The organism is Paracoccus sp. (in: a-proteobacteria) (genome assembly GCF_030604785.1).
Classification (GTDB): Bacteria; Pseudomonadota; Alphaproteobacteria; order Rhodobacterales; family Rhodobacteraceae; genus Paracoccus.
In genome coordinates, this window is sequence record NZ_JAUVVF010000008.1 from 26,317 (window position 1) to 52,373 (window position 26,057).

A 26,057-nucleotide genomic window follows, 5' to 3' on the forward strand; every position below is an offset into this window, starting at 1 on the left:
GTCAGAAGCGCAGGACGTAGGACAGGCCCATCGCCACCGGGTCGATCCGCGCCTCGCCCAGTCCGGCGCCGTTCAGGCGCAGATCGGGTTGCAGGTCCAGCCAGCGGATCTCGGTCCGGATTGCGCCGCGCGGGCCGACCGCGACATCCAGCCCGGCCTGAAGTGCCAGCCCCCATTCGTCGGACAGATCCAGCGCCGCGCCCTGCAACAGGCCCGTCCCCTGCGCGCGAGAGAATTGCACATGCGCCAGCCCGATCCCCGCAAAGGGCGTCAGTCGGTCGCTCACGGGGTGGTGATATTGCAGCGACAGGATCGCGGGGCTTTGCCGGAAGCTGCCGATCGTGCCGCGACCCTGCAGCTCGATCTGGTGGCGAAAGGGCGCGGACAGCATCAGCTCCGCCCCCAGCCGGTCGGTCAGCGCATGGCCGATCGTCACGAAGGGCCGCGTGTCGGCGTCGATGTCCAGCGTCGCACCGATCACGGTGCCGTTCTCGGCGGGCGGCTCGACCCGGGCCAGCCCCAGCCCGACAAACCAGTCACCGGCCTGACGCGCATCGGCCTGTCCGCCCAGTATCAGCGCGGCCAGTGCCGCCATCATCACCATCTTCATCATGACCACCCTCGTCGCGGCAACCCATCGTCCGCGATCTGTCGGCATCGTCCGCAGGACCGCGCCGAAATCAAGTCCGGAACCCGTGCTGCCAACCCGTTGCGCGCGATCCCGTCCCATCTGTTGCAAAAGGCCCGCCCATGAAGCTGAGATCCGCTGCCCTGACCAGTTCGGACGCCTATCGCGCCAACCGAGCGGCGCATCTTGAGATGCTTGCCACCATCCGCGAGGCCGCCGAGGCGGCCGCCGCCGGAGGGGGCGCGCGGGCGCTGGAGCGTCATGTCAGCCGCGGCAAGATGCCCCCGCGCGAGAGGGTCGCGAACCTGCTGGACCCGGGCAGCCCGTTTCTCGAGATCGGCGCGACTGCGGCGCATGGCATGTATGACGGCGCGGCCCCCTGCGCGGGCGTGATCGCGGGCGTGGGCCGCATCCACGGGCAGGATGTGATGGTCGTGGCCAATGACGCGACCGTCAAGGGCGGCACCTATTACCCGATGACGGTCAAGAAGCACCTGCGCGCGCAGGAGATCGCCGAGGAATGCCATCTGCCCTGCCTCTATCTGGTCGATAGCGGCGGCGCGAACCTGCCCAACCAGGACGAGGTCTTTCCCGACCGAGACCATTTCGGCCGGATCTTCTACAACCAGGCCCGGATGAGCGCCAAGGGCATCCCGCAGATCGCGGTCGTGATGGGGTCCTGCACCGCGGGCGGCGCCTACGTGCCGGCCATGTCGGATGTCACGATCATCGTGAAGGGGCAGGGGACGATCTTTCTGGCCGGTCCCCCCCTGGTCAAGGCCGCGACGGGCGAGGTCGTCACCGCCGAGGATCTGGGCGGCGGCGATGTCCATACCCGCCTGTCGGGCGTGGCCGATTACCTGGCCGAGGATGACGCCCATGCGCTGGCCATGGCGCGCCGCGCGGTCAGCCATCTGAACCGCCGCCGCCCCGAGACGGTGCTGTGGCAATCGCCCGAGGCGCCCGCCTATGACGCGGACGAGATCCTGGGAGTCGTGCCCGCCGATCTGCGTACGCCCTACGACATCCGCGAGGTGATCGCGCGGGTCGTGGACGGCTCGCGGCTGGACGAGTTCAAGGCCCGCTTCGGCGAGACGCTGGTGACGGGATTTGCCCATGTCGAGGGCTGCCCGGTCGGCATCGTCGCCAATAACGGCGTGCTGTTTTCGGAGGCCGCGCAGAAGGGCGCGCATTTCATCGAATTGTGCAGCCAGCGCGGCATTCCGCTGGTCTTCCTGCAGAACATCACCGGCTTCATGGTCGGCCGCAAATACGAGAACGAGGGCATCGCCCGGCATGGCGCCAAGATGGTGACGGCGGTGGCCACGACCTCGGTCCCGAAGATCACGATGCTGGTTGGCGGCAGCTTCGGCGCCGGCAATTACGGCATGGCGGGGCGGGCCTATGGGCCGCGCTTCCTGTGGACCTGGCCCAACAGCCGCATCAGCGTGATGGGCGGCGAGCAGGCAGCGGGCGTTCTGGCGACCGTGCGCCGTGAGGGGATCGAGCGCGCGGGCGGTTCCTGGTCCCCCGAGGAGGAGGCCGCCTTCAAGCGCCCGACCATCGAGATGTTCGAGCGGCAGAGCCATCCGCTCTATGCCTCGGCGCGGCTTTGGGATGACGGGATCGTGGATCCGCGCAAGACGCGCGAGGTTCTGGCGCTGTCGCTCAGAGCCTCGCTGAACGCGCCGGTCGAGCCGACGCGCTTCGGTCTCTTCCGGATGTGAGGGGGCGGCGTCGCATGGGTATTTGGACAACGAAGAAGGGGAGGGCGCGGCTGTGTTCGACAAGATCCTGATCGCCAATCGCGGCGAGATCGCCTGCCGCGTGATCGATACCTGCCGCAGGCTGGGCGTGGCGACGGTGGCGGTGTTTTCGGATGCCGACCGCGAGGCGCGGCATGTCTTCATGGCCGACGAGGCCGTTGGGCTGGGCGGGGCCGCGCCCGCCGACAGCTATCTGCGCGGCGATGCCATCATCGCGGCCGCGCGCGCCACCGGGGCGCAGGCCATCCATCCGGGCTACGGGTTCCTGTCCGAGAACCCCGATTTCGTCGAGGCGGTCGAGGCGGCGGGGCTGGTCTTCATCGGACCCTCGGCGGCCGCGATCCGGGCGATGGGGCTGAAGGATGCCGCCAAGGCCCTGATGGAGAAGGCGGGCGTTCCCGTCGTGCCGGGCTATCACGGTGCGGACCAATCGCCCGAGCGGCTGGCCGCCGAGGCCGGGAGGATCGGCTATCCGGTGCTGATCAAGGCCGTGGCCGGGGGCGGGGGCAAGGGGATGCGCCTGGTCGAGGACCCGGCGCGGTTCGCCCAGGCGCTGGAAAGCGCGCGGTCCGAGGCGCAGGGCGCCTTTGGCAACCCGGATGTGCTGGTCGAGAAATATGTTCTGCAACCGCGCCATATCGAGGTTCAGGTCTTCGGCGACGGCCGTAGCGCCGTGCATCTGTTCGAACGCGATTGTTCGCTGCAGCGTCGCCACCAGAAGGTGATCGAGGCGGCCCCCGCCCCCGGCATGACCCCCGAGATGCGCGCCGCGATGGGGGATGCCGCCGTGCGCGCCGCCGAGGCGATCGGCTATTCCGGCGCCGGCACGATCGAGTTCATCGTCGATGGCAGCCGGGGCCTGCGCCCGAACGGGTTCTGGTTCATGGAGATGAACACCCGCCTGCAGGTCGAGCATCCCGTCACCGAGGCCGTCACCGGGATCGATCTGGTCGAATGGCAGCTGCGCGTCGCCTCGGGCGAGGGGCTGCCCGCGCGGCAGGACGAGATCGCCATCACCGGCCATGCCTTCGAGGCGCGGCTTTACGCCGAGGATGTGCCCGCCGGTTTCCTGCCCGCGACGGGCACGCTGGCGCATCTGCGTTTCCCCGATGGCGCGCGGATCGAGACCGGCGTGCGCGCGGGCGACCGGATCAGTCCCTGGTATGACCCGATGATCGCCAAGGTGATCACCCATGGTCCGACCCGTGCCATCGCGCTGCGCGCGCTGGAGCGTGCGCTGCGGCAGACCGAGGTGGCGGGTTCGGTGACCAATCTCGATTTCCTGGTCGCGCTGGCGCGCCATGAGGGGTTTGGCCGGGGCGAGGTCGATACCGGCCTGATCGCGCGCGATCTGGACGGCCTTATGGCGCAATCCGAACCCGACGGAGCGGCGCTGGCTCTGGGCGTGATCGGGCTGGCGGGGCTGGAGGATCCGGCCATGCGCGGCGGGACGGTCCTGTGGCAGCCCCTGCGGCGCAGCATCGCCTGGGAGGGGGGGCACGCGATCCTTGAGGTTCTGGGACCGGGCGCCGCGCGCGTCACGCTGGAGAGCGGCAGCCACGAGGTCCGCTGGCATGGCGGACGCTGGTGGGTGGATGACCGGCCCCATCCCGCGCGCATCGTCCGCCATGACGCGGGCGTCGGCGTCTTCGGGGCGGGCCGGGTGCATCTGGTGGCGCTTGACCCGCTGGAGCGTGCCGGAGCCGATGCGGGCGGCGAGGCGCTGACGCGCGCCCCGATGCCCGGCCTGCTGCGTGCCGTCGATGTGGTCGCGGGCCAGTCCGTTCAGGCGGGCGACCGTCTGGCCGTGCTGGAGGCGATGAAGATGGAACACAGCCTGACGGCCAGCCGTGACGGCGTGGTGGCCGAGGTTCTGGCCCGCCCCGGCGATCAGGTCGAGGCCGGCGCCCCCCTGATCCGGCTGGAGGAGGTCGCATGATCCGCCTGCATCACATTCCCGGCTCGCGCTCGATGCGCGTCCTGTGGCTGCTTGAGGAACTGGAACTGCGCTACGAGCTGCGCCTGTGGTCGCTGACCGATGGCAGCATGCGCAGCCCCGAATTCCTGGCGATGTCGCCCGCGGGCCGCGCCCCGGCGCTGGAGATCGACGGCCGCGCGATCTTCGAATCCGGCGCCATCGTCGAATACCTGACCGAGCGCGAAGGGCGTCTGGCCCCGCGCCCCGGCGCGCCGGAAAGGACGGATTTCCTGGAATGGGTGCATTTCGCCGAGACGCAGGCCAATGTGATCCAGGCGCTGAACATCCACCACATCTTCCTGCGCCCGGAGAGTGCGCGCTCGATCCCGCTGATGAAGCTGGACACGAAGCGGCTGGCCGTGACGGCCCGCGCGCTGGACGCCCATCTGACCGGGCGCGAGACGCTGCTGGACGCGTTCAGCGCCGCCGATTGCATGCTGGGCTTCAACATCGACGCGGTCTTCCGCTTCTTGCCGCGGGCGGATTACCCTGCGCTGGACGCCTATGGCCAACGCATGATGGCCCGGCCCGCCTATCAGCGGGCCGAGCAGGCAGGCGGCGGCAGCCTGTTCTCACGCGATTTCTACGCGGTGCCCGATGCCTGAGACCGTCGAGATCTTCGAGATGGGCCCGCGCGACGGGCTGCAGAACGAAAAGCGCCTGATCCCGGCGGCCGAGAAGATCGCGCTGGTCGATCTGCTGTCGCAGGCTGGCTTTCGCCGGATCGAGGTGACGAGCTTCGTTCCCGCCAGATGGGTGCCGCAGATGGCGGATGCGGCCGAGGTGCTGGCGGGCATCACCCGCCGCCCCGGCATCCGCTATGCCGCGCTGACGCCGAACCTGCGCGGCTATCAGGCGGCGCGGGCTGCGGGCGCAGACGAGGTGGCGATCTTCGCCAGCGCATCGGAAGGGTTCAGCCGCGCCAACCTGAACGCGACCGTCGCCGAAAGCCTGGAACGCTTTGCCCCCGTGGCCGAGGCGGCGCGCGCCGATGGAATCCCCGTCCGCGGCTATGTCAGCGTGGTGACCGATTGCCCCTTTGACGGGCCGACCCCGCCCGGGTCCGTCGCCCGCGTCGCCGCAGCGCTGCGCGACATGGGCTGCTACGAGATCAGCCTTGGCGACACGATCGGGCAGGGTCGCCCCGAGACGATCGATGCCATGCTGCAAGCCGTGCTGAACGAACTGCCCCCAGACCGGCTGGCTGGTCACTATCACGACACGGCAGGCCGGGCGCTGGAGAACATCGACGCAAGCCTCGCGCGCGGCCTGCGGGTCTTTGACGCTGCCGTCGGTGGCCTGGGCGGCTGCCCCTATGCGCCCGGTGCCGCAGGCAATGTCGCGACCGAGGCCGTCGCGGCCCATCTAGAGACGCGCGGTTTCCGCACCTGGCTGGACATGGCGCTGCTGCGGGAGGCGGCCGACATGGCCCGAGGCATGAGAAAGGAATGACGATGCAGACCATCCGCATCACCACGGATGCGCGCGGCGTGGCGACCCTGACGCTGGCCCGGCCCGACAAGCACAATGCCCTGTCGCGCCAGATGATGGACGAGCTGACCGAGGCCGCCGCCACGCTTGGCGCCGATCCGGGCGTGCGCGTCGTGGTGCTGGCGGCCGAGGGCGCCAGCTTCTGCGCGGGCGGCGATCTGGGCTGGATGCGCGAGCAGATGCAGGCCGATGCCGAGACCCGGCGCGAGGGCGCGAGGGCGCTGGCGGGGATGCTGTCGGCGCTGAACCTGCTGCCGAAGCCGCTGATCGCGCGGGTGCAGGGCAATGCCTTCGGCGGCGGAGTCGGCATGATGGCGGTCAGCGACATCGTGATCGCCGCCGACAGCGCCCGCTTCGGCCTGACCGAGGTTCGGCTGGGCCTGATCCCCGCCACGATCGGTCCCTATGTGCTGGCCCGGATGGGCGAGCCGGCGGCGCGGCGGGTCTTCTTCTCGGCCCGGCTTTTCGATGCGGCCGAGGCGCAATCCCTCAACCTGGCCTCGCGGGTCGTGCCCGCCGACAGCCTGGACGCCGCCATAGAGGCCGAGACCCAGCCCTTCCTGCAGGCAGCGCCCGGAGCCATCGCGGCGGCCAAGGCGCAGTGCCGCGCCCTTGGGCCGCGCATCGACGCGGACGTGATCGAGGACAGCATCGAACGGCTCGTCTCGGTCTGGCAGGGCCGCGAAGCCCCCGAGGGCATCGCGGCCTTCTTCGAGCGCCGCAAACCGTCGTGGCAAGCGGACGGCTGATCCGGCCTTCTCGACGAAACCTGCCCAAGCAGAAGGCCCGCCGCTGAACCAGCGGCGGGCCTTTGCATGTCACCCTGACAGGGCCGGGCCGATCACATGCCCTGATAGAGGGGGAAGCGGTCGCAGAGCGCCTTGACCTCGGCGCGGACCTTGGCCTCGACCTCGCCATTGCCGTCCTCGCCATGAGCGGCAAGACCGTCCACGACCTCGACGATCCAGCGGGCGATCTGGCGGAACTCGGCCTCGGCAAAGCCGCGCGTGGTGCCGGCGGGCGCGCCGAGGCGGATGCCCGAGGTCACGAAGGGCTTTTCGGGGTCGAACGGCACGCCGTTCTTGTTGCAGGTGATGTGGGCGCGGCCGAGCGCGGCCTCGGTCGCCTTGCCGGTCACGCCCTTGGGCCGCAGGTCGGCGAGGCAGAGGTGGTTGTCGGTGCCGCCCGAGACGATGTCGATGCCGCCCTTCATCAGCTCGTCCGCCATGGCGGCGGCGTTTTTCACGACCTGCTGGGCGTAAAGCTTGAATTCGGGGCGCAGCGCCTCGCCGAAGGCCACGGCCTTGGCGGCGATCACGTGCATCAGCGGGCCGCCTTGCAGACCCGGGAAGACGGCGCTGTTGACCTTCTTGGCGATCTCGGCGTCGTTCGTCAGGATCAGGCCGCCGCGCGGGCCGCGCAGCGATTTGTGCGTGGTCGAGGTCACGACATGGGCATGGGGCAGGGGCGAGGGATGCGCGCCGCCCGCGACCAGACCCGCGATATGGGCCATGTCCACCATCAGATAGGCGCCGACCTCGTCCGCGATGGCGCGGAAGGCGGCCCAGTCCCAGGTGCGGCTGTAGGCGGTGCCGCCCGCGATGATGAGCTTGGGCTTGTGCTGGCGGGCGCTCTCGGCGATCGCCTCCATGTCCAGCATATGGTCCTGCTGGCGCACGCCGTAGCTGACCACGTTGAACCACTTGCCCGACATGTTCACCGGCGAGCCGTGGGTCAGGTGGCCGCCCGAATTCAGGTCCAGCCCCATGAACGTGTCGCCCGGCTGCAGCAGGGCCAGGAACACGGCCTGGTTCATCTGGCTGCCGCTGTTGGGCTGGACGTTGGCATATTCGCAACCGAACAATTCCTTGGCGCGCTCGATCGCCAGGTTCTCGGCGATGTCCACGAACTGGCAGCCGCCATAATAGCGCTTGCCCGGATAGCCTTCGGCATATTTGTTGGTCAGGACCGAGCCCTGCGCCTCCATCACGGCGCGGCTGACGATGTTTTCCGAGGCGATCAGCTCGATCTCGTCGCGCTGACGGCCCAGTTCCTGGGTGACGGCCTTGGCGATTTCGGGGTCACGGCTGGCCAGGGTTTCGGTGAAGAAACCGTTGTCGCGGGTGGGGGCGTTCATGTCTCTCGCGTCCTTTTTGGCTCGGGCGGCTGCGGATTGGGGGCTTTTACCCCATGGCGGCCCCTGCGGAAAGTGACAAAACGACCCGCAGCGCCGCACGGGCGACGGGTCGACCCGCTGTCTTTCGGGGGCTTGCCTTCCGGGCGCGGCGCGGGGATGCTGCCGGTCGTCATCAGGGGGGACGGCATGACGCCTGCGATCCATTTCACCGCCAGCCATGCCGCGCCCGCGCAAGAGGCGCTGGCCGCGCTGACCGCGCGTCACGGGCAGGCGCCCCTGACGCGCGCGGATCTGGTCGTCGCCCTGGGCGGCGACGGCTTCATGCTGCAGACGCTGCATGCGACGCAGGGGCTGGGTCTGCCGGTCTACGGGATGAATCGCGGCACGGTGGGCTTTCTGATGAACGCCTATGGCGAGACCGGTCTTCCCGAGCGTCTGGCCAAGGCCGAGGAGACGGTGATCAACCCGCTGCGGATGCAGGCCGATTGCACCGATGGCAGCCAGCACGAGGCTCTGGCCATCAACGAGGTCAGCCTGCTGCGCCAGGGCCCGCAGGCCGCCAAGCTGCGCATCCATGTGGACGGCCGACTGCGGATGGAGGAACTGGTCTGCGATGGCGCGCTGGTGGCGACGCCGGCGGGATCTACCGCCTATAACTACTCGGCCCACGGCCCGATCCTGCCCATCGGCGCCGAGGTTCTGGCCCTGACCGCGATCGCGCCCTTTCGCCCCCGGCGCTGGCGCGGCGCGCTGCTGCCCAAGGCGGCCGAGGTCGAGGTCGAGGTGATCCACCCCGAGCGCCGCCCGGTCATGGCCGATGCCGACAGCCGGTCCTTCCGCGACGTGATCCGCGTGCGGATCGGCTCGGCGACCGAGATCCGCCACCGCCTGCTGTTCGATCCCGGCCACGGGCTGGACGAACGTCTTCTGCGCGAACAATTCGTCTGACGCGATCGGGACGCCTGCGGCCGGGCACGAAAAAACCCCGCCGGTCGAACCGGCGGGGTTTGTTTCATCAGGCTGGCGAGACGGTCACTCGCGCTGGCCCATGAATTGCAGCAGGAACATGAACAGGTTCAGGAAGTCCAGATACAGACGCAGCGCGCCCATGATCGCGGTCTTGCCGATGAAGTCCTGATCGGCCCCTTGGGCGGCCATTTCCAGATAGGTGTTCTTGATGTTCTGCGTGTCATAGGCGGTCAGACCCGCAAAGATCAGGACGCCCAGAACCGAGATCGCGAACTGGATCGCCGGCGAGCCGAGGAAGATGTTCACGATCGAGGCAACGATCAGGCCGATCACGCCCATGATCAGGAAGCTGCCCCAGCCCGAAATGTCCTTTTTCGTGGTGTAGCCCCAGAGCGACAGGCCCGCAAAGGCGATGGCCGTCACAAGGAAGGTCTGCACGATGGAATAGGACGTGTAGACAAGGAAGATCGAGCTGATCGACAGGCCCATCAGCGCGGCAAAGCCGTAGAACACGCCGGTCGCGCCCTGGATCGACAGCCGGTTCACCGCGGCGCCGAAGGCGAAGACCATCAGCAGCGGCGCGAACATGATCACCCAACGCAGCGGCGAGGTGTAGATCGCGGCGCCGAGCGCGGTCAGCTGCCCTTCGGGCGAGACGGCCGCATTGGCGATACCGAAGGCTGCGACGGCAGTCACACCCATGCCGACCGCCATCAGCCCATAAACCTTGTTCATGTAGGCCCGCAGCCCTTCGTCGATCACAGCCTGACGCTGCCCGACGCCCTGCGCGGTACGGTAAGTGTTGTAATCTGCCATCAACGACTCCCTCTCAAGACTTGGGGGTTTCCCTTCGTCGGATATATTGTCCGAAACCGCCAGTTTTTCAATGCCGCACAGTCCTTTCGTCGGGGCCGTTCCCGAAAAATTCAACCGGCGGCACCCTTGCGCCCGGCGGCAGGCCGTGCCTTGCGCGCCTGTCCTGCATCGCGAACCTTGCGGCAGGTCAAGGCGCCTGATCCGGTCGCGTTGCTGCGCTGCCGCGCGGCAGGACGCCTTTCTGGCGGGCCAGCCCGCAGAGGTCCTGCCAACCATACCTGTCTTTTTGGTCAGAAACCCTCGCGTTAACCATGAAGACACTCGAAAATTGCGGAAGGCTGCGCTAGTGCTTCCTCAGATTGAGTGAGGTGGGTACAATGAAGCACGGTGTAGATGTTCATGTGGGAAAGCGCATCCGCCATCGCCGGTGGATGATCGGGATGACCCAGCAGCAGCTTGCTGACCGGGTCGGGATCAAGTTCCAGCAGATCCAGAAATACGAAACCGGGATGAACCGGGTTTCAGCCTCTCGGCTTTGGGATATCGCGCGTGCCGTCGATGTGCCCGTCAGCTTCTTCTTCGAAGGGCTGCAGGACGGCGCGGCTTCGGATTTCGTCGAGGGCGACATCTTCGCCGACAAGGAGGCGCTGCAACTGGTGCGCGCCTATTACGCCATGCCCGAGGCGCAGCGCCGGCAGATCTTCGAACTGGCGCGGGTGCTGTCCGACGCAGCCTGAAACGCGCCGGGCGGGCGCCTGACGCCCGCGCGTGATCGTGGCATGCGATCGTGACAGCGTCATGACCGCCGACGAACATGACTGGCCCCCTGCACCGCGTCGGGTTAAGTCTGTCGCGCCGGGACCGCGCCCAACGGGTCGCAATCCGGCGGGAACGGACCGGAACGACAGCGCAGGGGGCAGGCATGAAGGACAGCACCGAGATCAGGGCCGTGGCCCACGCCATGGCCGATGCCGCCGCGCAGGCGATCCTGCCGCTGTTCCGCCAGCCCGACCTTGCTTCCGACAACAAGCGCCCGGACGGCTATGATCCAGTGACGCTGGCCGACCGCGCCGCCGAACGCGCCATGCGCGAGGTTCTGGCGCGCCGCCGCCCGCAGGACGCGATCCTGGGCGAGGAATACGGCGCGCAGGACGGCCAGAGCGGTCTGACCTGGGTGCTGGACCCGATTGACGGCACGCGCGCCTTTCTCTGCGGCGCGCCCTCCTGGGGGGTGCTGATCGGGCTGACCGGCCCCGAGGGGGTTCTCTACGGTCTGGTCGACCAGCCCTACACGCGCGAGCGTTTCGAGGGCGGTCTGGGTCATGCGCAGATGCAGGGCCCGCATGGCCGGACGGCGCTGTCCGTGCGCCCGACGACCAGTCTCAACGAGGCACGTCTGATGACGACCTTCCCCGAGGTGGGCACCCCTGCCGAGGCCGCCGCCTTTTCCCGCGTGGCGGCCGAGGTGCAACTGACCCGCTATGGTCTGGATTGCTATGCCTATGCGCTGCTGGCAATGGGGCAGGTCGATCTGGTGATCGAGGCGGGGCTGCAATCCTACGACATCGTGGCCCCCATCGCGGTGATCCGGGCGGCGGGCGGGATCGTGACCGACTGGCAGGGCGGCGACCCTGCAGGCGGCGGGCAGGTGATCGCCGCCGCCACCCCCGACCTGCACCGCGCGGCGCTGGACCTGCTGAACGCCTGACGCCCCGCAAGGCGAGACCCCGAAGACCCCGACAGGAGCGCATCATGGCAGAAGACCAAAGCCAATCCTCTCTGGCCGAGCCCGAAGCCGAGCGCGAGGACGAGGATTTCGGCCCCAGCCGTGCCTGGCTGTCCCAGATCGACGCCGCCATCGAACAGTCGGATGCCGATCTTCTGAACCGCCTGCTGGAGCCGATGCACGGCGCCGACATCGCCGACATCATCGAACGCCTGCCGCCCGCACGCCGGCGCGCCTTTCTGGAGCTCTATTCCGGCGAGATCGACGGCGAGATCCTCTCCGAGATCGACGAATCCATCCGCGAGGAGGTCATCGACCTGCTGCCCCGCAGCGTCCTGGCCGAGGCCGTGCGCGAGATGGACAGCGACGATGTCGTGGACCTGATCGAGGATCTGGACGAGCCGGAACGCGAGCACATCCTGGCCGCGCTGGACGAAAGCGACCGCGCCGCCGTCCAGCAGTCGCTGGCCTATCCCGAATACTCGGCCGGCCGCCTGATGCAGTCCGAGGTGGTGACCGCCCCCGAACACTGGACCGTGGGCGAGACGATCGACTTCCTGCGTGCCGAGGAATGGCTGCCCGAGCAATTCTATCACATCATCCTGGTCGATCCGCGCCGCCAGCCCATCGGCTATGTCACGCTTGGCCGCCTGCTGGCCGCCAAGCGCGATATCCCGCTGAAGGACCTGACCGAGGACAGTTTCCGCACGATCAGCGCCCTGGCCGAGGAATCGGACGTGGCCTATCTGTTCAACCAGTATCACCTGATCTCGGCGCCCGTCGTGGACGAGGCCGACCGGCTGGTCGGCGTCATCACCATCGACGACGCCATGGCCGTGCTGGACGAGGAACATGAGGAGGACATGCTGCGCCTGGCGGGCGTGAACGATGAAAGCCACGTCTCGGACGGGCCCGTCACGACCGCGCGTCAGCGTCTGCCCTGGCTGGTGGTGAACCTGTTCACGGCGTCGCTGTCGGCGGTTGTGATCAGCCGCTTCGAGGACACGATCACCGCGCTGGTCGCGCTGGCGGCGCTGATGCCCATCGTCGCCTCGACCGGGGGCATTGCGGGGACGCAATCGCTGGCCGTGGCCGTGCGGGCGCTGGCGACGCGCGACCTGAACCGCTCGAACGCGCCCCGGGTGGTCCGGCGCGAATTGTTCGCGGGAATGCTGAACGGGCTGGGCCTTGCGCTGATCCTGGGCGTGGCGGGCACGCTGATCTTCGGCGACGTCAAGCTGGGCGTCGTTCTGGGGCTGGCCATGGTCGTGAACCAGATCGTCGCGGCGCTTGGCGGCGTTCTGGTGCCCCTGACACTGGACAAGCTGGGGCTGGACCCGGCCTTGGCCTCGGGAACCTTCGTGACGACGATGACCGACGTGATGGGCTTCTTCGCGTTCCTCGGCCTGGCGACGGTGATCCTGATATGATCGCCGACCCCCGGGCGGCCAAGGCCGAACTGCGGCGGATGGCGCTGGCCGCGCGGGCCGCGGACGGGGATGCCGAGGCACTGACGCGGCATCTGGCCGAGGCCCTGGCGCCGCATGCCGGGCAGGTTCTGGCGGGCTATTGGCCCATGCGGGACGAGGCCGATCCGCGCCCGGCCATGGCCGCGCATCGCGGTCCGCTCTGCCTGCCGGTGGTGGCAGGGCGCGACATGCCGCTGCTGTTCCGCCTGTGGCGGGGCGAGGCGCTTCAGCCCGGCCCGTGGGGAACCAGCCACCCGGCTGATTCGGCACCCGAGATGCGGCCCGACATCCTGATCGTGCCGCTGGCGGGCTTTGATCGGGCGGGCAACCGGCTGGGCTATGGCGGCGGGTTCTACGACAGGACGCTGGAAATGCTGCGCTCTTCGGGGCCGGTCCGGGCCATCGGGCTGGCCTTTGGCTGCCAGGAGGTGCCGAACATCCCCGCCGAAGTCTTTGATCAGCCGCTTGACCTGATCGTGACCGATCGCGGTGCGCTGCACCCCGCAGGCTGAATTTCGCCGCCTGTGGCAGGCTTGCATCATCTGTGCACAACCTGGGGATGATCTGCCGGAAAGCCTGTGGAAAATTTCGGGAAGATCGGCGCCAAGCCCTTGTCAGAATTGTATTTTTCGCGCCACTGTCCGGACGGGACAAGATCGCGGCCCCGCGATTGTGCGCGAATCTCGGGGTCTGGTGCGGCGGGGCCTGTCAATCGCCCCGCCCCCGCGAAATGCAAAAAATATCAGTTGAATTGCGCCCGAACGCCCGGCAGGTTGTGGGCTGTATATGATGCACCACAAGATCTGGTGGGCCTGATCGGGTCCCCGGAACCTCATGAAAGCCTGTTTCTGACCGGGTCACGCCCGGCCGGGCCGCCTTGGCGGGTGGATGGCTTCTGGCCTTGGGCGCATCGGGCGGCTGAACAGGGCAGGGACCGGACATGAAGATCGAACGGCGCTTCACCACCGCAGAGGGCGGGGCCTATGGCGGGATCGCCTTTGCCACGACCACCAGCGAGATCCGCAATCCCGACGGCTCGGTCGTGTTCCGCAATGACCGGGTCCGGGTCCCCGAAGGCTGGAGCCAAGTTGCAAGCGACGTCATCGCGCAGAAATATTTCCGCAAGGCGGGCGTTCCCGCGCGGTTGAAACCGGTGCGCGAAAAGGGCGTGCCGGACTTCCTGTGGCGCCATGTCGGCGACGAGGCCGCCTTGGCCGACCTGCCCGAGGACCAGCGTTACGGAGGCGAGACCAGCGCCGCCCAGGTCTTTGACCGCATGGCGGGGGCCTGGACCTATTGGGGCTGGAAGGGCGGCTATTTCTCGACCGAGGAGGATGCCCGCGCCTATCTGGACGAGATGCGCCATATGCTGGCCCGCCAGATGGGCGCGCCGAACAGCCCGCAATGGTTCAACACCGGCCTGCACTGGGCCTACGGCATCGACGGGCCGGGGCAAGGGCATTTCTACGTGGACCACAAGACCGGCAAGCTGGTCCGGTCCGACAGCGCCTATGAGCATCCCCAGCCCCATGCCTGCTTCATCCAGTCGGTCAGCGACGATCTGGTGAACGAGGGCGGGATCATGGACCTGTGGGTCCGCGAGGCGCGGCTCTTCAAGTACGGCTCGGGCACCGGCACCAACTTCTCGTCGCTGCGCGGCGAGGGGGAACGGCTGTCGGGCGGCGGCAAATCCTCGGGGCTGATGGGGTTCCTGAAGATCGGCGACCGGGCTGCGGGCGCGATCAAGTCGGGCGGGACCACGCGGCGGGCGGCCAAGATGGTGATCTGCGACATGGATCACCCCGATATCGAGCAGTTCATCAACTGGAAGGTCATCGAGGAGCAGAAGGTGGCGAGCCTCGTCGCCGGCTCGAAGATGCACGAGCGCGAGCTGAACGCGATCTTCGCCGCGATCCGGGCCTGGGATGGCCGGGCCGAGGATGCGACCGATCCGGCGCAGAACGAGCCGCTGAAGGCCGCGATCCGCAGCGCCAAGCGCGCGATGATCCCCGAGACCTACGTGAACCGCGTGCTGCAATACGCCAAGCAGGGCTTCGACAGCATCGAGTTCCCTACCTATGACACGGACTGGGATTCCGAGGCCTATACCAGCGTCTCGGGGCAGAACTCGAACAATTCGGTCCGCGTGACCGACGCCTTCCTGCGCGCCGTGCGCGAGGATGCGCCCTGGGAGCTGGTGCGCCGCACCGACGGCAAGGTGGCCAAGACGGTCTCGGCCCGCGAGCTTTGGGACCAGATCGGCCATGCGGCTTGGGCCTGCGCCGATCCCGGCATCCAGTTCCATGACACGGTCAACGCATGGCATACCTGCCCCGAGGACGGGCCGATCCGCGGCAGCAATCCGTGCAGCGAATACATGTTCCTGGACGATACGGCCTGCAACCTGGCGTCGATGAACCTGCTGACCTTCTGGTCGGGCGAGGGCTTCGATTCGGGGGCCTATGTCCATGCCGTGCGGCTGTGGACCGTCACGCTGGAGATCAGCGTGCTGATGGCCCAGTTCCCCAGCCGCGAGATCGCGCAGCGCAGCTTTGATTTCCGTACGCTTGGTCTGGGCTATGCCAATATCGGCGGTCTGCTGATGAATATGGGCCTTGGCTATGACAGCGATCAGGGTCGCGCGCTCTGCGGAGCGCTGTCCGCGATCATGACCGGGGTGGCCTATGCCACCAGCGCCGAGATGGCGGCGGAACTGGGCGCCTTTGCCGGCTATGCGCGCAATCGCGACCACATGCTGCGCGTGATCCGCAACCACCGCGCCGCCGCCCATGGCACGGCTTATGAGGGCGTCAATGTGGCGCCCGTGGCGCTGGACGCCGCCAATTGCCCCGACCGTACGCTGGTCGCCCTGGCCCGCGAGGCCTGGGACGAGGCGCTGGCCCTTGGGCGGGCGCATGGCTACCGCAACGCGCAGACGACCGTGATCGCGCCGACCGGCACGATCGGTCTGGTCATGGATTGCGACACGACCGGCATCGAGCCCGATTTCGCGCTGGTCAAGTTCAAGAAGCTGGCGGGCGGCGGCTATTTCAAGATCATCAACCAGTCGGTGCCCGCCGCGCTGGAAACGCTTGGCTATTCCTCGGGTCAGATCGCCGAGATCGTCGCCCATGCGGTCGGCCACGGCACGCTTGGCAACTGCCCCGGCATCAACCACACCGCGCTGGCCGGCCACGGCTTCGGTCTGGCCGAGATCGAGAAGATCGAGGCCGCTCTGCCCTCGGCCTTCGACATCCGCTTCGTCTTCAACCAATGGACGCTCGGCGAGGAATTCTGCCGCGGCACGCTTGGCATCCCCGCCGACAAGCTGGCCGATCCCGGCTTTGACCTGCTGCGCCATCTGGGCTTCACCCGCGCCCAGATCGAGGCTGCGAACGATCATGTCTGCGGCACCATGACGCTGGAAGGCGCGCCGCATCTGAAGCCCGCGCATCTGCCGGTCTTCGACTGCGCCAATCCCTGCGGCAAGAAGGGCAGCCGCTTCCTGTCGGTCGAAAGCCATATCCGCATGATGGCGGCGGCCCAGAGCTTCATCTCGGGCGCGATCAGCAAGACGATCAACATGCCCGCCTCGGCGACCATCGCCGATGCGCTGGCGGCCTATGAGTTGAGCCATTCCTTGGGAATCAAGGCCAACGCGCTATATCGCGACGGCTCGAAGCTCAGCCAGCCTCTGGCCAGCGCCCTGATCGAGGATGATGACGAGGCCGAAGAGACCCTGGCCCAGGGCTCTCCGCGCGAGAAGGCGGCCGTTCTGGCCGAGAAGATCGTCGAGAAGGTCATCGTCCGCGAGATCGTCCGCAGCCACCGCGAAAAGCTGCCGCAGCGCCGCAAGGGCTATACGCAAAAGGCCATCGTCGGCGGGCACAAGGTCTATCTGCGCACCGGCGAATACGATGACGGCAAGCTGGGCGAGATCTTCATCGACATGCACAAGGAAGGCGCGGGCTTCCGGGCGATGATGAACAATTTCGCCATCGCCGTGTCCGTGGGCCTGCAATACGGCGTGCCGCTGGAGGAATTCGTGGACGCCTTCACCTTCACCCGCTTTGAACCGGCGGGGATGGTGCAGGGCAATGACAGCATCAAGAACGCGACCTCGATCCTTGACTATGTCTTCCGCGAACTGGCCGTCAGCTATCTGGACCGCACCGATCTGGCCCATGTAAAGCCCGAAGGCGCGCGGTTCGACGACATCGGCGGCGGCGAGGCCGAAGCCGCCAACGTCGCCCCGGTCAGCGACCAGACCGAGCTGAAATCGCTGACGATGCTGAAGCAGATCAGCAGCGCGGGCTATCTGCGCAAGCGGCTTCCGCAGGATCTGATGGTGCTGCAAACCAGCAGCCTGGCCCAAGGCGCGACGCTGGAAGGCCCCGCCATCGACGCCCGCGCCCGTGCGCGGATGCAGGGCTACGAGGGCGACCCCTGCGGCGAATGCGGCAATTACACGCTGGTGCGGAACGGCACCTGCATGAAGTGCAATACCTGCGGCGGCACCAGCGGCTGCAGTTGACCGGGGACACCGTCCCCGGCGACGGGGGCGGGGTGGCAGGCGGGATCGTCGCAGCAGAAAGCGCGCATCAAGACGCGGACCGGACTGGCCCGCCTCCTTCGGGGGGCGGGTTCTTTGTCACGCCCGGTCGGGCTTCACCAGCGGGCGGAATGCGGCTAGAAGGTCGGAAACGATCCTGCCCGACCCTACCTGATGACAATCCAAAAGGCGCATCCCATGGCCGACGACCTGCCCAACAGCTTCATGCATGGCCCCGACGAAACGGGCCGTTTCGGCATCTATGGCGGCCGTTTCGTGTCGGAAACGCTGATGCCGCTGATCCTGGACCTTCAGGCCGAATACGAGCGCGCCAAGACCGACCCGTCCTTCTGGGCGCAGATGGACGATCTGTGGACGCATTATGTGGGCCGTCCCTCGCCTCTCTATTTCTCGGAGCGGCTGACCCAGTATCTGGGCGGCGCCAGGATCTACATGAAGCGCGACGAGCTGAACCATACCGGCGCGCACAAGATCAACAACGTGCTGGGCCAGATCCTGCTGGCGATCCGCATGGGCAAGACGCGCATCATCGCGGAGACCGGCGCGGGCCAGCATGGCGTGGCGACCGCGACCGTCTGCGCGCGGTTCGGGCTGAAATGCGTGGTCTATATGGGCGCCCATGATGTCGAGCGGCAGGCACCCAACGTCTTTCGCATGCGCCTGCTGGGGGCCGAGGTCGTGCCCGTCACCAGCGGTCGCGGCACGCTGAAGGACGCGATGAACGACGCGCTGCGCGACTGGGTGACGAATGTGCGCGACACGTTCTACTGCATCGGCACGGTGGCGGGGCCGCATCCTTATCCGGCGATGGTGCGCGACTTCCAGTCGATCATCGGCAAGGAGGTCCGCGAGCAGATCATGGCGCGCGAGGGGCGTCTGCCCGACACGCTGGTCGCGGCCATCGGCGGCGGCTCGAATGCGATGGGGCTGTTCTATCCCTTCCTCGACGATCCTTCGGTCGGCATCATCGGGGTCGAGGCGGGCGGCAAGGGCGTCGATGACCGGATGGAGCATTGCGCCAGCCTGTCTGGCGGGCGCGCGGGTGTTCTGCACGGAAACCGCACCTATCTGCTGCAGGATGATGACGGCCAGATCCTCGAAGGCCATTCGATCAGCGCGGGTCTGGATTATCCGGGGATCGGGCCGGAACATGCCTGGCTCAAGGATGTGGGCCGCGCGGAATATGTCAGCATCACCGATGACGAGGCCCTGGCCGCGTTCCAGCTGTGCTGCGCGCAAGAAGGCATCATCCCCGCGCTGGAGCCCAGCCATGCCCTGGCCCATGTCATCAAGATCGCGCCGACGCTGCCCGCCGACCATCTGATTGTAATGAACATGTGCGGACGCGGCGACAAGGACATCTTCACCGTCGCCAAGCATCTGGGCCACGATATCCGCACCTGATCGCCGGACGAGGCGGGCGGCGACGGGCCGCCCGCAGTCCCTCAGCGGCTGAGCAGCACGATGTTCAGATCCGATTCCAGATGCGGCATCGGTAGGATGATGCGGGCGGCAGGTCGGCATAATCGGGCGGCGTCTCGCCCGCCACGAAGGCCGTGCCCAGATAGGTCACCTCGCCATCGACCAGCCCGATCCGGCCCAGCATGCGCTGCGATCCGGTCAGCTTCTCGAAACGCCCGTCGGCGCCGACCCGGCAGCGGAAGGGTTGATAGGCGACCAGCGGCAGCCCGCCACCCAGTTTCAGCACGCGGCAGGACCAGTCGCCTTCCAGCATCAGCGCAGCGCCCAGGGGCGGCAGCGGCTCGCCCGCAAGGCCCGCGACCATCACGCCGACATCGCCCCTGTCGGCCGCCGCCAGTGCTCCCATCAGCGCGCGGCCTGCGGTTTCGTCGAAAAGCTCAAGCCGGGCGCGGTCGTCGGGGCGCATCGCCTCGGACAGGTCAGTCATCTCGATCGCATGGGCGGGCAGGGCGCCCAGAAGCGCGGCGGTGGCCAGAACGGCCAGATCAGTTTTCTTCATTGACGGCGTGGCTTTGCAACAATTCCAGCGGCAGGATGTCCAGCGCGCGGCGATGGGTGGATTCCAGAACGACCTTGGGCGCCGCGAATTCCTGCGCCGCCTGCAGAAAGCGCGAGGCGCAGAGGCACCAGCGATCCCCCGGCTTCAGCCCGGCAAAGCCGTATTCGGGGCGCGGCGTCGAAAGATCGTTTCCCAGATAGGCCGACATGGCCAGGAAGTCGGCGGTCACGATCACGCAGACCGTGTGGCTGCCGCGATCCTCGGGGCCGGTATCGCAGCACCCGTTGCGATAGAAGCCCGTCATGGGCGCGGTCGAGCAGGGCTGCAACCTGCCGCCTAGGACATTGATCGACGCTTCCATCACCCCTCCTGCCTGATGGCGACAGATTAGCCAAAGGGGCAGGGCAGGCCAAGAAAAAGCGGCGCCGCCCGCGAAGCTGTGAGGCGGACATGGAAAAGGGGCCGAAAGGCCCCTTCGAGAACGCGTGCGGCGGCGCTTCAGGCGGCGCGGCGGGCGTCGAGTTCGCTGACGATCACGCGCGGGGCTTCCTCGCGGGTGAAATAGCCATACATCTGGTCAAGGACGGCCTCGGCCTCGGCCGCGCGCTTGCGGTCGGCGATGCGGGCGGTCTTGCTGTCGAGCTTCGACATGGTTCGTCTCCGGGTTCGGGTCTTCCCTCCCATGACGTGCAGATATTGACTGGCCGGTCAGAAAACCAGAGGCGAAAGACCCGGCGCAAGGCAGCCATGCGCCGGGTTCATGGGAAGATCAGCCGATCCGCAGCATGCGGTGCTTCTTCTTGCCGATCGAGACCTTGAGTCCCTCGCCGATCGCATCCGCGTCCAGCATCAGTTGCGCGTCGGTGACGGGTTCGTTGTTCAGCCGCAGCCCGCCCTCGGCGATCAGGCGCTTGACCTCCTTCCCAGAGGGGGCCAGCCCCGACTGGACCAGCGCCTGCACGACCGAAAGCCCGCCCGACAGCGCGGCCGCGTCGATCAGCGCCACTTCCAGATCGCCGCCCGCGCCGCCCTGTTCGAAGACCGCCCGCGCCGTCGCTTCGGCGCTGGCGGCGGCTTCGGCGCCGTGCAGAAGGGTCGTGACCTCGTTGGCCAGACGCACCTTGGCCAGATTGATCTCGGACCCGCCAAGCGCGCCGAGGCGGTCGCATTCGTCGACCGGAAGCTCGGTGTAAAGCTTCAGGAACCGGCCCACATCGGCATCGGTCGTGTTGCGCCAGAACTGCCAGAATTCATAGGGCGACAGCATCTCGCCGTTCAGCCAGATCGCGCCGCCCGCCGACTTGCCCATCTTGCGCCCGTCGCTGGTCGTCAGCAGGGGCGAGGTCAGCCCCCAGATCACCTTGTCGTCGACGCGGCGGGTCAGGTCGATCCCGTTGACGATATTGCCCCATTGATCCGACCCACCCATCTGCAACTGGCAGCCATAGCGCCGGTTCAACTCAAGGAAATCATAGGCTTGCAGGATCATGTAGTTGAATTCCAGGAAGGACAGCGACTGCTCGCGGTCCAGCCGGGATTTCACGGATTCGAAGGACAGCATCCGGTTGACGCTGAAATGACGCCCGATCTCGCGCAGAAAGCTCAGGTAGTTCAGGTCGTCCAGCCACTCGGCATTGTTCAGCATCGTCGCCGCGCCCGGACCGTAATCCAGGTAGCGGTCGAACACCTTCTGCATCCCGTCGATGTTGCGCTGGATCGCGGCATCGTCCAGAAGCGGCCGCTCGTCGCTGCGGAAGGACGGGTCGCCTACCTTGGTCGTACCGCCGCCCATCAGCGTGATCGGGCGGTTGCCGGTCTTCTGGAAGATCCGCAGCATCATGATGTTCAGCAGATGACCCACATGCAGGCTGGCCGCCGTCGCGTCATAGCCGATATAGGCCGTGACGGGGCCGGCCAGCAGCGCACGGTCCAGCCCCTCGTAATCGGTGCAGTCGGCGACATAGCCGCGCTCGATCAGCTGGGTGAGGAAATCGGACTTGGGCGCGTAGGTCATGGGCTGTTTCCTTCTGTCTGGCCGCGATATACCCGGCAGGCAGGCAAAGGAAAAGGCGCGATGATCCGGGCGTTGGGAATGATGTCGGGGACCTCGATGGACGGGGTCGATGCGGCGATGATCGAGACCGACGGCATCCGCATCGGCGCCTTTGGCCGCAGCGCCTTTCGCGCGACCTCGGCCAACGAGGCCGCGGTGCTGCGCGCGGCCTTGGGCCGCTGGCCGGGCGATCCCGGCGTGGCCGAGGCCGCGCGCCTGTCCGAGGACGCCCATGCCGCGCTGGCCCGCGATTTCCCCGAGGCCGAGCTGATCGGCTATCACGGCCAGACCTTCGCCCATGACCCGCGCGGACGCGGCACGCATCAGGCCGGGTCTGGGGCGCGGCTGGCGGCGCGGACGGGCAGGCCGGTCGTCTGGGATTTCCGGTCAGAGGATGTGCGGCAGGGCGGCGAGGGCGCGCCCCTGGCCCCGTTCTTCCACTGGGCCTGCGCGGTCTGGGTGCTGGAGCGCGGCCTGATCGACCCCGCGCCTGTGGCCTTCCTGAACCTCGGCGGTGTGGGCAACATCACCTGGCTGGACCCGCGCGCACCCGCCCCCGAGGCTCAGCGCGCCTGTCTGGCCTTCGATACAGGCCCCGCAAATGCCCCGCTGAACGACCTGATGCAGGCACGGCGCGGGCTGACGCTGGACCGCAACGGTGCGCTGGCCGGGGCAGGGCGCCCGGATCAGGCGGCTCTGGCCGGGTTTCTGGCCGATCCCTGGTTCGATAGGCCGCCCCCGAAATCGCTGGACCGCGACCATTTCGGCGCGCTGCCGGGACTGGTGGCGGGGCTGTCGGACGCCGATGCGGCGGCCACGCTGGTCGCGGTGATCGCCGCGTCGGTTCAGGCGGGACTGCGTTGGCTGCCATCGGCGCCGCAATCGCTTCTGGTCTGCGGCGGGGGGCGGCGCAACCCCGTGATCATGGCGGCCTTGGCCGAGCGGCTGCCTTTCCCGGTTCTGCCGGTCGAAAGCGCGGGGCTGGATGGCGACATGCTGGAGGCGCAGGCCTTCGGCTGGCTGGCCGTGCGGGTGATGCGGGGTCTGCCCACATCGGGCCCAGACACGACGGCCGCACCCGCTCCGGTCTGCGGCGGGCGGATCAGCCAACCGCGCGTAACCGTCGCGGCGGGCGATTGTTCCTGAAAAAGCGGCCCGGAGCGGATTGATAAAGATCAGCGGAACGGGGCCCTTGCGGCTCTGGTTGTCGGGGCAGTGCTGTGCAGCTGCACGGCGACCATGGAATTAACAGGAGCCCATCACATGAAACGTCTCATGCTGACCGCCGCCGCCCTCGCCCTGACGACCCCCGCCTGGGCGCAGCAGGCCACGACGACCGAGGCCCCGGCCGATACGATGCAGACCGCCCCCGTTCAGGATGGCACGACCGCCGAAACCGGTGCCGCCACCGGCACCATGCAGGACGGCACGATGCAGGACGGCACCGTGCAGGACGGCACGGCGCAGGGCGGCATGGCGCAAGACGGCACGACCGGCATGACCACCGAGCCCGCGCCGGGCGCGGCTCAGGACGGCGCGGCGATGACGCAGCCCGGCATGACCGATACGGGCGCGGGCGCCGGCACCGCGATGAACCGCCAGAGCAGCGCCGAACTGGGCGCCACGCTGAGCGCCGAGAACCAGGGCATCACCGCCTCGTGGCTGACCGACCGCGCGGTTTACACCACGAACGAGCCGTCGACCAACCAGTGGAACGACGTGACCGGCGGCAACCGCCCCGAGGACTGGAACAACATCGGCTCGATCTCGGATCTGGTCCTGACGGCCGATGGTGAACTGGTCGGCTATGTGGCCGATATCGGCGGCTTCCTCGGCCTGGGCACGCATACCGTGCTGCTGAATGCCGACATGCTGCATGTCGCGCGCTTTGACGACGATGTCGTGCTGGCGACGAACTACACGCAAGAAGAACTCGAGGCGCTGCCCGAGTTCGACACGAACAACGTGATGGCCGACTGATCGCGCCATCGCGCTTGGAACGGCCCCGGAGCCTCGCGCTCCGGGGCCTTTTCGCATGCAAGGCGCGATTTTTCCGGACCTTTCGTGTGATCTCGCGATCACTGCATCGGGCCGCCGTCTGGCAAAGCCGCCTGGTAGTTAAACAGCATTTGTAAGTAAGCACCCGGGATCGGGTCTCGACATGCACGACAAAACAGCCTGGTGATGCTGCCCCCGCCGATCGAACCCGCACACCAGATAGCTGTATAATCCGAATTATGTATTATCACTTCCGATCCACCGCAGTTCATGCGGCCTCGACCCTTGCCGTTCCGCGCCAGACGCAGCAGGATCGCAGCAGGCCGCACGAAAGGACGACCATGCCCGTTTCACCTCCTGTCTGCGATTTCGATGTCCCGTGGCATCCTTTTGCCTTGCCGGGCACGGATGGGCAGATCCACAGCCTCGACGACATCAAGGGACCGCGCGGTACGCTGGTCATGTTCATCTGCAACCATTGCCCCTATGTGCAGTCGATCCTGGACCGGATCCTGCGCGACGCAGCCGAATTGCAGAAGGCCGGGATCGGCGTCGTTGGGATTTCGGCCAATGATGCAGAGGCCTATCCCGAGGATGCTCCCGACCGCATGAAGGCGTTGGCCGAGGCGCGCGGCTTCACCTTTCCCTATCTGCATGACGAAACCCAACAGGTCGCCCGGGCCTACGGCGCGGAATGCACGCCGGATTTCTTCGGCTACAATGCCGAGGGACGGCTGCAATATCGCGGGCGGCTCGACGCATCCGGCCGCGAAGCCGCGGCCGATGCCCGCCGCGAGCTGTTCGAGGCGATGATGCAGATCGCCGAAACCGGAAAAGGACCGAAGGATCAAGTGCCTTCGATGGGTTGTTCGATCAAGTGGAAGGTTTCCTGAATGCCGCTCTGCCCGGTTGTGTTCGATCTTGACGGCACGCTGATCGACAGCGCCCCCGACATCCATGCCTGCGTCAACGCAGTCCTGCGCGAGAACGGTGTTCCGCTCTTGCCGCTGCCGCGTGTCCGCAGCTTCATCGGCGGCGGGGTCGAATTGCTGTGGTCGCGCGTGATCGCCGCCTGCGGAATCGACCCGGTCCATCGGCGCGACCTGATCGCGGCCTTCATGGCGCGCTACCATGACGCGACCGCGCTGACGCGGCTTTATCCCGGCGTTCCCGAGGCGCTGGCGGAACTGGCCGCGGCAGGGCATCCGCTTGGCATCTGCACGAACAAGCCGCTTGGCCCGACCCGCGCTGTGCTGGACCATTTCGGCCTGTCGCATCTGTTCCCGGCCGTGATCGGCGGGAATTCCCTGCCGGTGAAAAAGCCTGACCCGGCACCGCTGCGTGCCGCCTTTGCCGGGCTGGGCACACAGAGCGGCGTATTCGTCGGCGACAGCGAATTCGATGCCCATGCCGCCGCCGCGATGGACGTGCCCTTCCTTCTCTATACCGAGGGGTATCGCCACAGCCCCGTCGATGATCTGCCCTGCCGGGCGCATTTCAGCGACTTCGCGGCTCTGCCCGGGCTTGTGGCACGTGCGGGCGGTCTTCAGCCTGCAGCGCAGCCCGCGCCTTGACAACCGCCGGCGAACGGGCTGAATCGCGCGATAGCATCAGGAAAGGTCAGCCATGGATCTGCGTCAACTCAGCCCGAGCCTTGCCGTTTCGGACCAGATCCAGCCCGAGGATGTCAGCGCGCTGGCCGAGGCGGGCTTCAAGGTCCTGATCAACAACCGTCCGGACCCCGAGGTCGGTCCGGGCATCGATCATGCCGCGATGTCCGAGGCCGCCGAGAAGGCCGGGATGCGCTATCATTACCTGCCGTTCAGGCCGGGTGAGGTCACTCCGCAGCTGATTTCGGGCTTCGGCGAGGCCTTGGCCGATCCCGGGCCGACGATCGCCTATTGCCGCAGCGGCAACCGCTCGACCGTGCTCTGGGCGCTGAACCAGGCCGGCAAGCAGCCGGTGGACGAGATCCTCGCCACCGCCGCAGCCGCCGGCTACGATCTGACGGGCGTGCGCCCGCTGATCGAATCGCTGGCCAGCCGCAAGGTCTGAAGGGTCAGGCAGGGCGCGACCGCCCTGCCCCTTGGTCCTAGGCCGATCCGTCCGCGATCAGGCCGGAACCCCGAGCGCGCGTTTCACATTTGCGGTCCAACCGAGGGATTGATGCTCGCCTGCGCGGATCGCGGGGCGTTTCATCACGGAGGGTTTAGCCCCCAGCATCTCGACCAGATCGGCGCCGCGCTCTTCCTCGGACATGCCGCGCCAGGTCAGGCTGGCCCGGTTGATGATCTTGTCGCCGAAATCGGCCACCAGCGACTTGCGCTCGTCCTCGGACAGGGGGTCTTTCTGAACGTCACGGAAGTCGACCTTCCAGCCTGTCTCCTCAAGGCCGGCAATCGCCTTCTGGCAGGTCGAGCAATGCGAAAGACCGAACATCGTCAGTGACTTGGACATGGTTTCCTCGATCAG

Annotated in this window: 25 protein-coding genes; 16 read left to right on the forward strand and 9 right to left on the reverse strand. The window is 67.4% G+C overall.

Annotated elements, in window-relative coordinates:
• Position 1 precedes the first annotated feature (1 nt).
• Entirely contained in the window at positions 2-613 is a 612-nt protein-coding gene (locus QAR72_RS04460) for an OmpW/AlkL family protein (RefSeq protein WP_304616162.1), read from the reverse strand.
• Positions 614-750: 137 nt separating this feature from the next.
• Between QAR72_RS04460 and QAR72_RS04465 the strand changes: the two genes are divergently transcribed.
• Genes QAR72_RS04465 through QAR72_RS04485 form a run of 5 tightly spaced genes read left to right on the forward strand, consistent with a single transcriptional unit; the run spans position 751 to position 6,612 of the window.
• The gene (locus QAR72_RS04465; protein ID WP_304616163.1) at positions 751-2,355 is read left to right on the forward strand and encodes a carboxyl transferase domain-containing protein; all 1,605 of its coding nucleotides are present in this window, start codon (positions 751-753) and stop codon (positions 2,353-2,355) included.
• 52 nt (positions 2,356-2,407) lie between these two features.
• Complete coding sequence (locus QAR72_RS04470; RefSeq protein WP_304616164.1) at positions 2,408-4,333, forward strand: acetyl-CoA carboxylase biotin carboxylase subunit; 1,926 nt, start codon at positions 2,408-2,410, stop codon at positions 4,331-4,333.
• On the forward strand, positions 4,330-4,977 hold the full coding sequence (locus QAR72_RS04475) for a glutathione S-transferase family protein (protein ID WP_304616165.1): 648 nt from the start codon (positions 4,330-4,332) through the stop codon (positions 4,975-4,977). The genes QAR72_RS04470 and QAR72_RS04475 overlap by 4 nt, the downstream gene beginning before the upstream one ends.
• Positions 4,970-5,824, forward strand: coding sequence for a hydroxymethylglutaryl-CoA lyase (locus tag QAR72_RS04480; RefSeq protein WP_304616166.1), 855 nt, complete (start codon positions 4,970-4,972; stop codon positions 5,822-5,824). Before QAR72_RS04475 ends, QAR72_RS04480 begins: the two co-directional genes overlap by 8 nt.
• 2 nt (positions 5,825-5,826) lie before the next feature.
• The gene (locus QAR72_RS04485) at positions 5,827-6,612 is read left to right on the forward strand and encodes a crotonase/enoyl-CoA hydratase family protein (RefSeq protein WP_304616207.1); all 786 of its coding nucleotides are present in this window, start codon (positions 5,827-5,829) and stop codon (positions 6,610-6,612) included.
• A gap of 92 nt (positions 6,613-6,704) precedes the next feature.
• On the opposite strand, the gene glyA is transcribed toward QAR72_RS04485, so the two are convergent.
• Entirely contained in the window at positions 6,705-8,000 is a 1,296-nt protein-coding gene (glyA, locus tag QAR72_RS04490) for a serine hydroxymethyltransferase (protein ID WP_304616167.1), read from the reverse strand.
• A gap of 186 nt (positions 8,001-8,186) precedes the next feature.
• Between glyA and QAR72_RS04495 the strand changes: the two genes are divergently transcribed.
• On the forward strand, positions 8,187-8,948 hold the full coding sequence (locus QAR72_RS04495) for an NAD kinase (protein WP_304616168.1): 762 nt from the start codon (positions 8,187-8,189) through the stop codon (positions 8,946-8,948).
• 84 nt (positions 8,949-9,032) lie between these two features.
• Here QAR72_RS04495 and QAR72_RS04500 read toward each other — a convergent pair whose 3' ends face one another.
• Positions 9,033-9,785, reverse strand: coding sequence for a Bax inhibitor-1/YccA family protein (locus QAR72_RS04500; RefSeq protein ID WP_304616169.1), 753 nt, complete (start codon positions 9,783-9,785; stop codon positions 9,033-9,035).
• 377 nt (positions 9,786-10,162) lie between these two features.
• Here QAR72_RS04500 and QAR72_RS04505 point away from each other — a divergent pair, with 377 nt between their 5' ends.
• The 6 genes from QAR72_RS04505 (at position 10,163) to trpB (ending at position 18,957) form a co-directional block, all read left to right on the forward strand.
• Positions 10,163-10,522: a helix-turn-helix domain-containing protein gene (locus tag QAR72_RS04505; RefSeq protein WP_304616170.1), complete on the forward strand. Its 360-nt coding sequence runs from the start codon at positions 10,163-10,165 to the stop codon at positions 10,520-10,522.
• Positions 10,523-10,707: 185 nt separating this feature from the next.
• Positions 10,708-11,493: a histidinol-phosphatase gene (hisN, locus tag QAR72_RS04510; protein WP_304616171.1), complete on the forward strand. Its 786-nt coding sequence runs from the start codon at positions 10,708-10,710 to the stop codon at positions 11,491-11,493.
• Between the two features lie 44 nt (positions 11,494-11,537).
• Positions 11,538-12,941 carry a magnesium transporter gene (mgtE, locus tag QAR72_RS04515; RefSeq protein WP_304616172.1) on the forward strand — a complete coding sequence of 468 codons (1,404 nt, stop codon included), beginning with the start codon at positions 11,538-11,540 and terminating at the stop codon, positions 12,939-12,941.
• Entirely contained in the window at positions 12,938-13,492 is a 555-nt protein-coding gene (locus QAR72_RS04520; protein ID WP_304616173.1) for a 5-formyltetrahydrofolate cyclo-ligase, read from the forward strand. Before mgtE ends, QAR72_RS04520 begins: the two co-directional genes overlap by 4 nt.
• 428 nt (positions 13,493-13,920) lie before the next feature.
• The gene (locus QAR72_RS04525) at positions 13,921-17,514 is read left to right on the forward strand and encodes a vitamin B12-dependent ribonucleotide reductase (RefSeq protein ID WP_304616174.1); all 3,594 of its coding nucleotides are present in this window, start codon (positions 13,921-13,923) and stop codon (positions 17,512-17,514) included.
• A 216-nt stretch (positions 17,515-17,730) separates the two neighbouring features.
• Positions 17,731-18,957 (forward strand): tryptophan synthase subunit beta, encoded by a 1,227-nt coding sequence (gene trpB, locus QAR72_RS04530; RefSeq protein ID WP_304616208.1) that lies wholly within the window; start codon positions 17,731-17,733, stop codon positions 18,955-18,957.
• 64 nt (positions 18,958-19,021) lie between these two features.
• On the opposite strand, the gene QAR72_RS04535 is transcribed toward trpB, so the two are convergent.
• The 4 genes from QAR72_RS04535 to tyrS form a co-directional block, all read right to left on the reverse strand.
• Positions 19,022-19,534 carry a DUF4893 domain-containing protein gene (locus QAR72_RS04535; RefSeq protein ID WP_304616175.1) on the reverse strand — a complete coding sequence of 171 codons (513 nt, stop codon included), beginning with the start codon at positions 19,532-19,534 and terminating at the stop codon, positions 19,022-19,024.
• Positions 19,521-19,895 carry a DUF2237 family protein gene (locus QAR72_RS04540; protein ID WP_304616176.1) on the reverse strand — a complete coding sequence of 125 codons (375 nt, stop codon included), beginning with the start codon at positions 19,893-19,895 and terminating at the stop codon, positions 19,521-19,523. Before QAR72_RS04540 ends, QAR72_RS04535 begins: the two co-directional genes overlap by 14 nt.
• Positions 19,896-20,032: 137 nt before the next feature.
• The gene (locus QAR72_RS04545; RefSeq protein WP_304616177.1) at positions 20,033-20,185 is read right to left on the reverse strand and encodes a hypothetical protein; all 153 of its coding nucleotides are present in this window, start codon (positions 20,183-20,185) and stop codon (positions 20,033-20,035) included.
• 118 nt (positions 20,186-20,303) lie between these two features.
• On the reverse strand, positions 20,304-21,548 hold the full coding sequence (gene tyrS / locus QAR72_RS04550; RefSeq protein ID WP_304616178.1) for a tyrosine--tRNA ligase: 1,245 nt from the start codon (positions 21,546-21,548) through the stop codon (positions 20,304-20,306).
• Positions 21,549-21,608: 60 nt separating this feature from the next.
• Between tyrS and QAR72_RS04555 the strand changes: the two genes are divergently transcribed.
• A complete protein-coding gene (locus QAR72_RS04555) occupies positions 21,609-22,733 on the forward strand; it encodes an anhydro-N-acetylmuramic acid kinase (protein ID WP_304616179.1) in 1,125 nt (374 codons plus the stop codon).
• Positions 22,734-22,832: 99 nt separating this feature from the next.
• On the opposite strand, the gene QAR72_RS15650 is transcribed toward QAR72_RS04555, so the two are convergent.
• Positions 22,833-23,624 carry a pentapeptide repeat-containing protein gene (locus QAR72_RS15650; RefSeq protein ID WP_442953551.1) on the reverse strand — a complete coding sequence of 264 codons (792 nt, stop codon included), beginning with the start codon at positions 23,622-23,624 and terminating at the stop codon, positions 22,833-22,835.
• Positions 23,625-23,926: 302 nt separating this feature from the next.
• Between QAR72_RS15650 and QAR72_RS04565 the strand changes: the two genes are divergently transcribed.
• The 3 genes from QAR72_RS04565 to QAR72_RS04575 are packed head-to-tail and all read left to right on the forward strand — an operon-like array spanning position 23,927 to position 25,640.
• Entirely contained in the window at positions 23,927-24,478 is a 552-nt protein-coding gene (locus tag QAR72_RS04565; protein ID WP_304616181.1) for a thioredoxin family protein, read from the forward strand.
• Positions 24,479-25,159 (forward strand): phosphoglycolate phosphatase, encoded by a 681-nt coding sequence (gene gph / locus QAR72_RS04570; RefSeq protein WP_304616182.1) that lies wholly within the window; start codon positions 24,479-24,481, stop codon positions 25,157-25,159.
• Positions 25,160-25,211: 52 nt separating this feature from the next.
• Positions 25,212-25,640 (forward strand): TIGR01244 family sulfur transferase, encoded by a 429-nt coding sequence (locus QAR72_RS04575; protein WP_304616183.1) that lies wholly within the window; start codon positions 25,212-25,214, stop codon positions 25,638-25,640.
• Between the two features lie 57 nt (positions 25,641-25,697).
• Here the strand turns inward: QAR72_RS04575 and QAR72_RS04580 are convergent, their stop codons facing one another.
• Positions 25,698-26,042: an arsenate reductase family protein gene (locus tag QAR72_RS04580; RefSeq protein WP_304616184.1), complete on the reverse strand. Its 345-nt coding sequence runs from the start codon at positions 26,040-26,042 to the stop codon at positions 25,698-25,700.
• Positions 26,043-26,057: the final 15 nt, after the last annotated feature.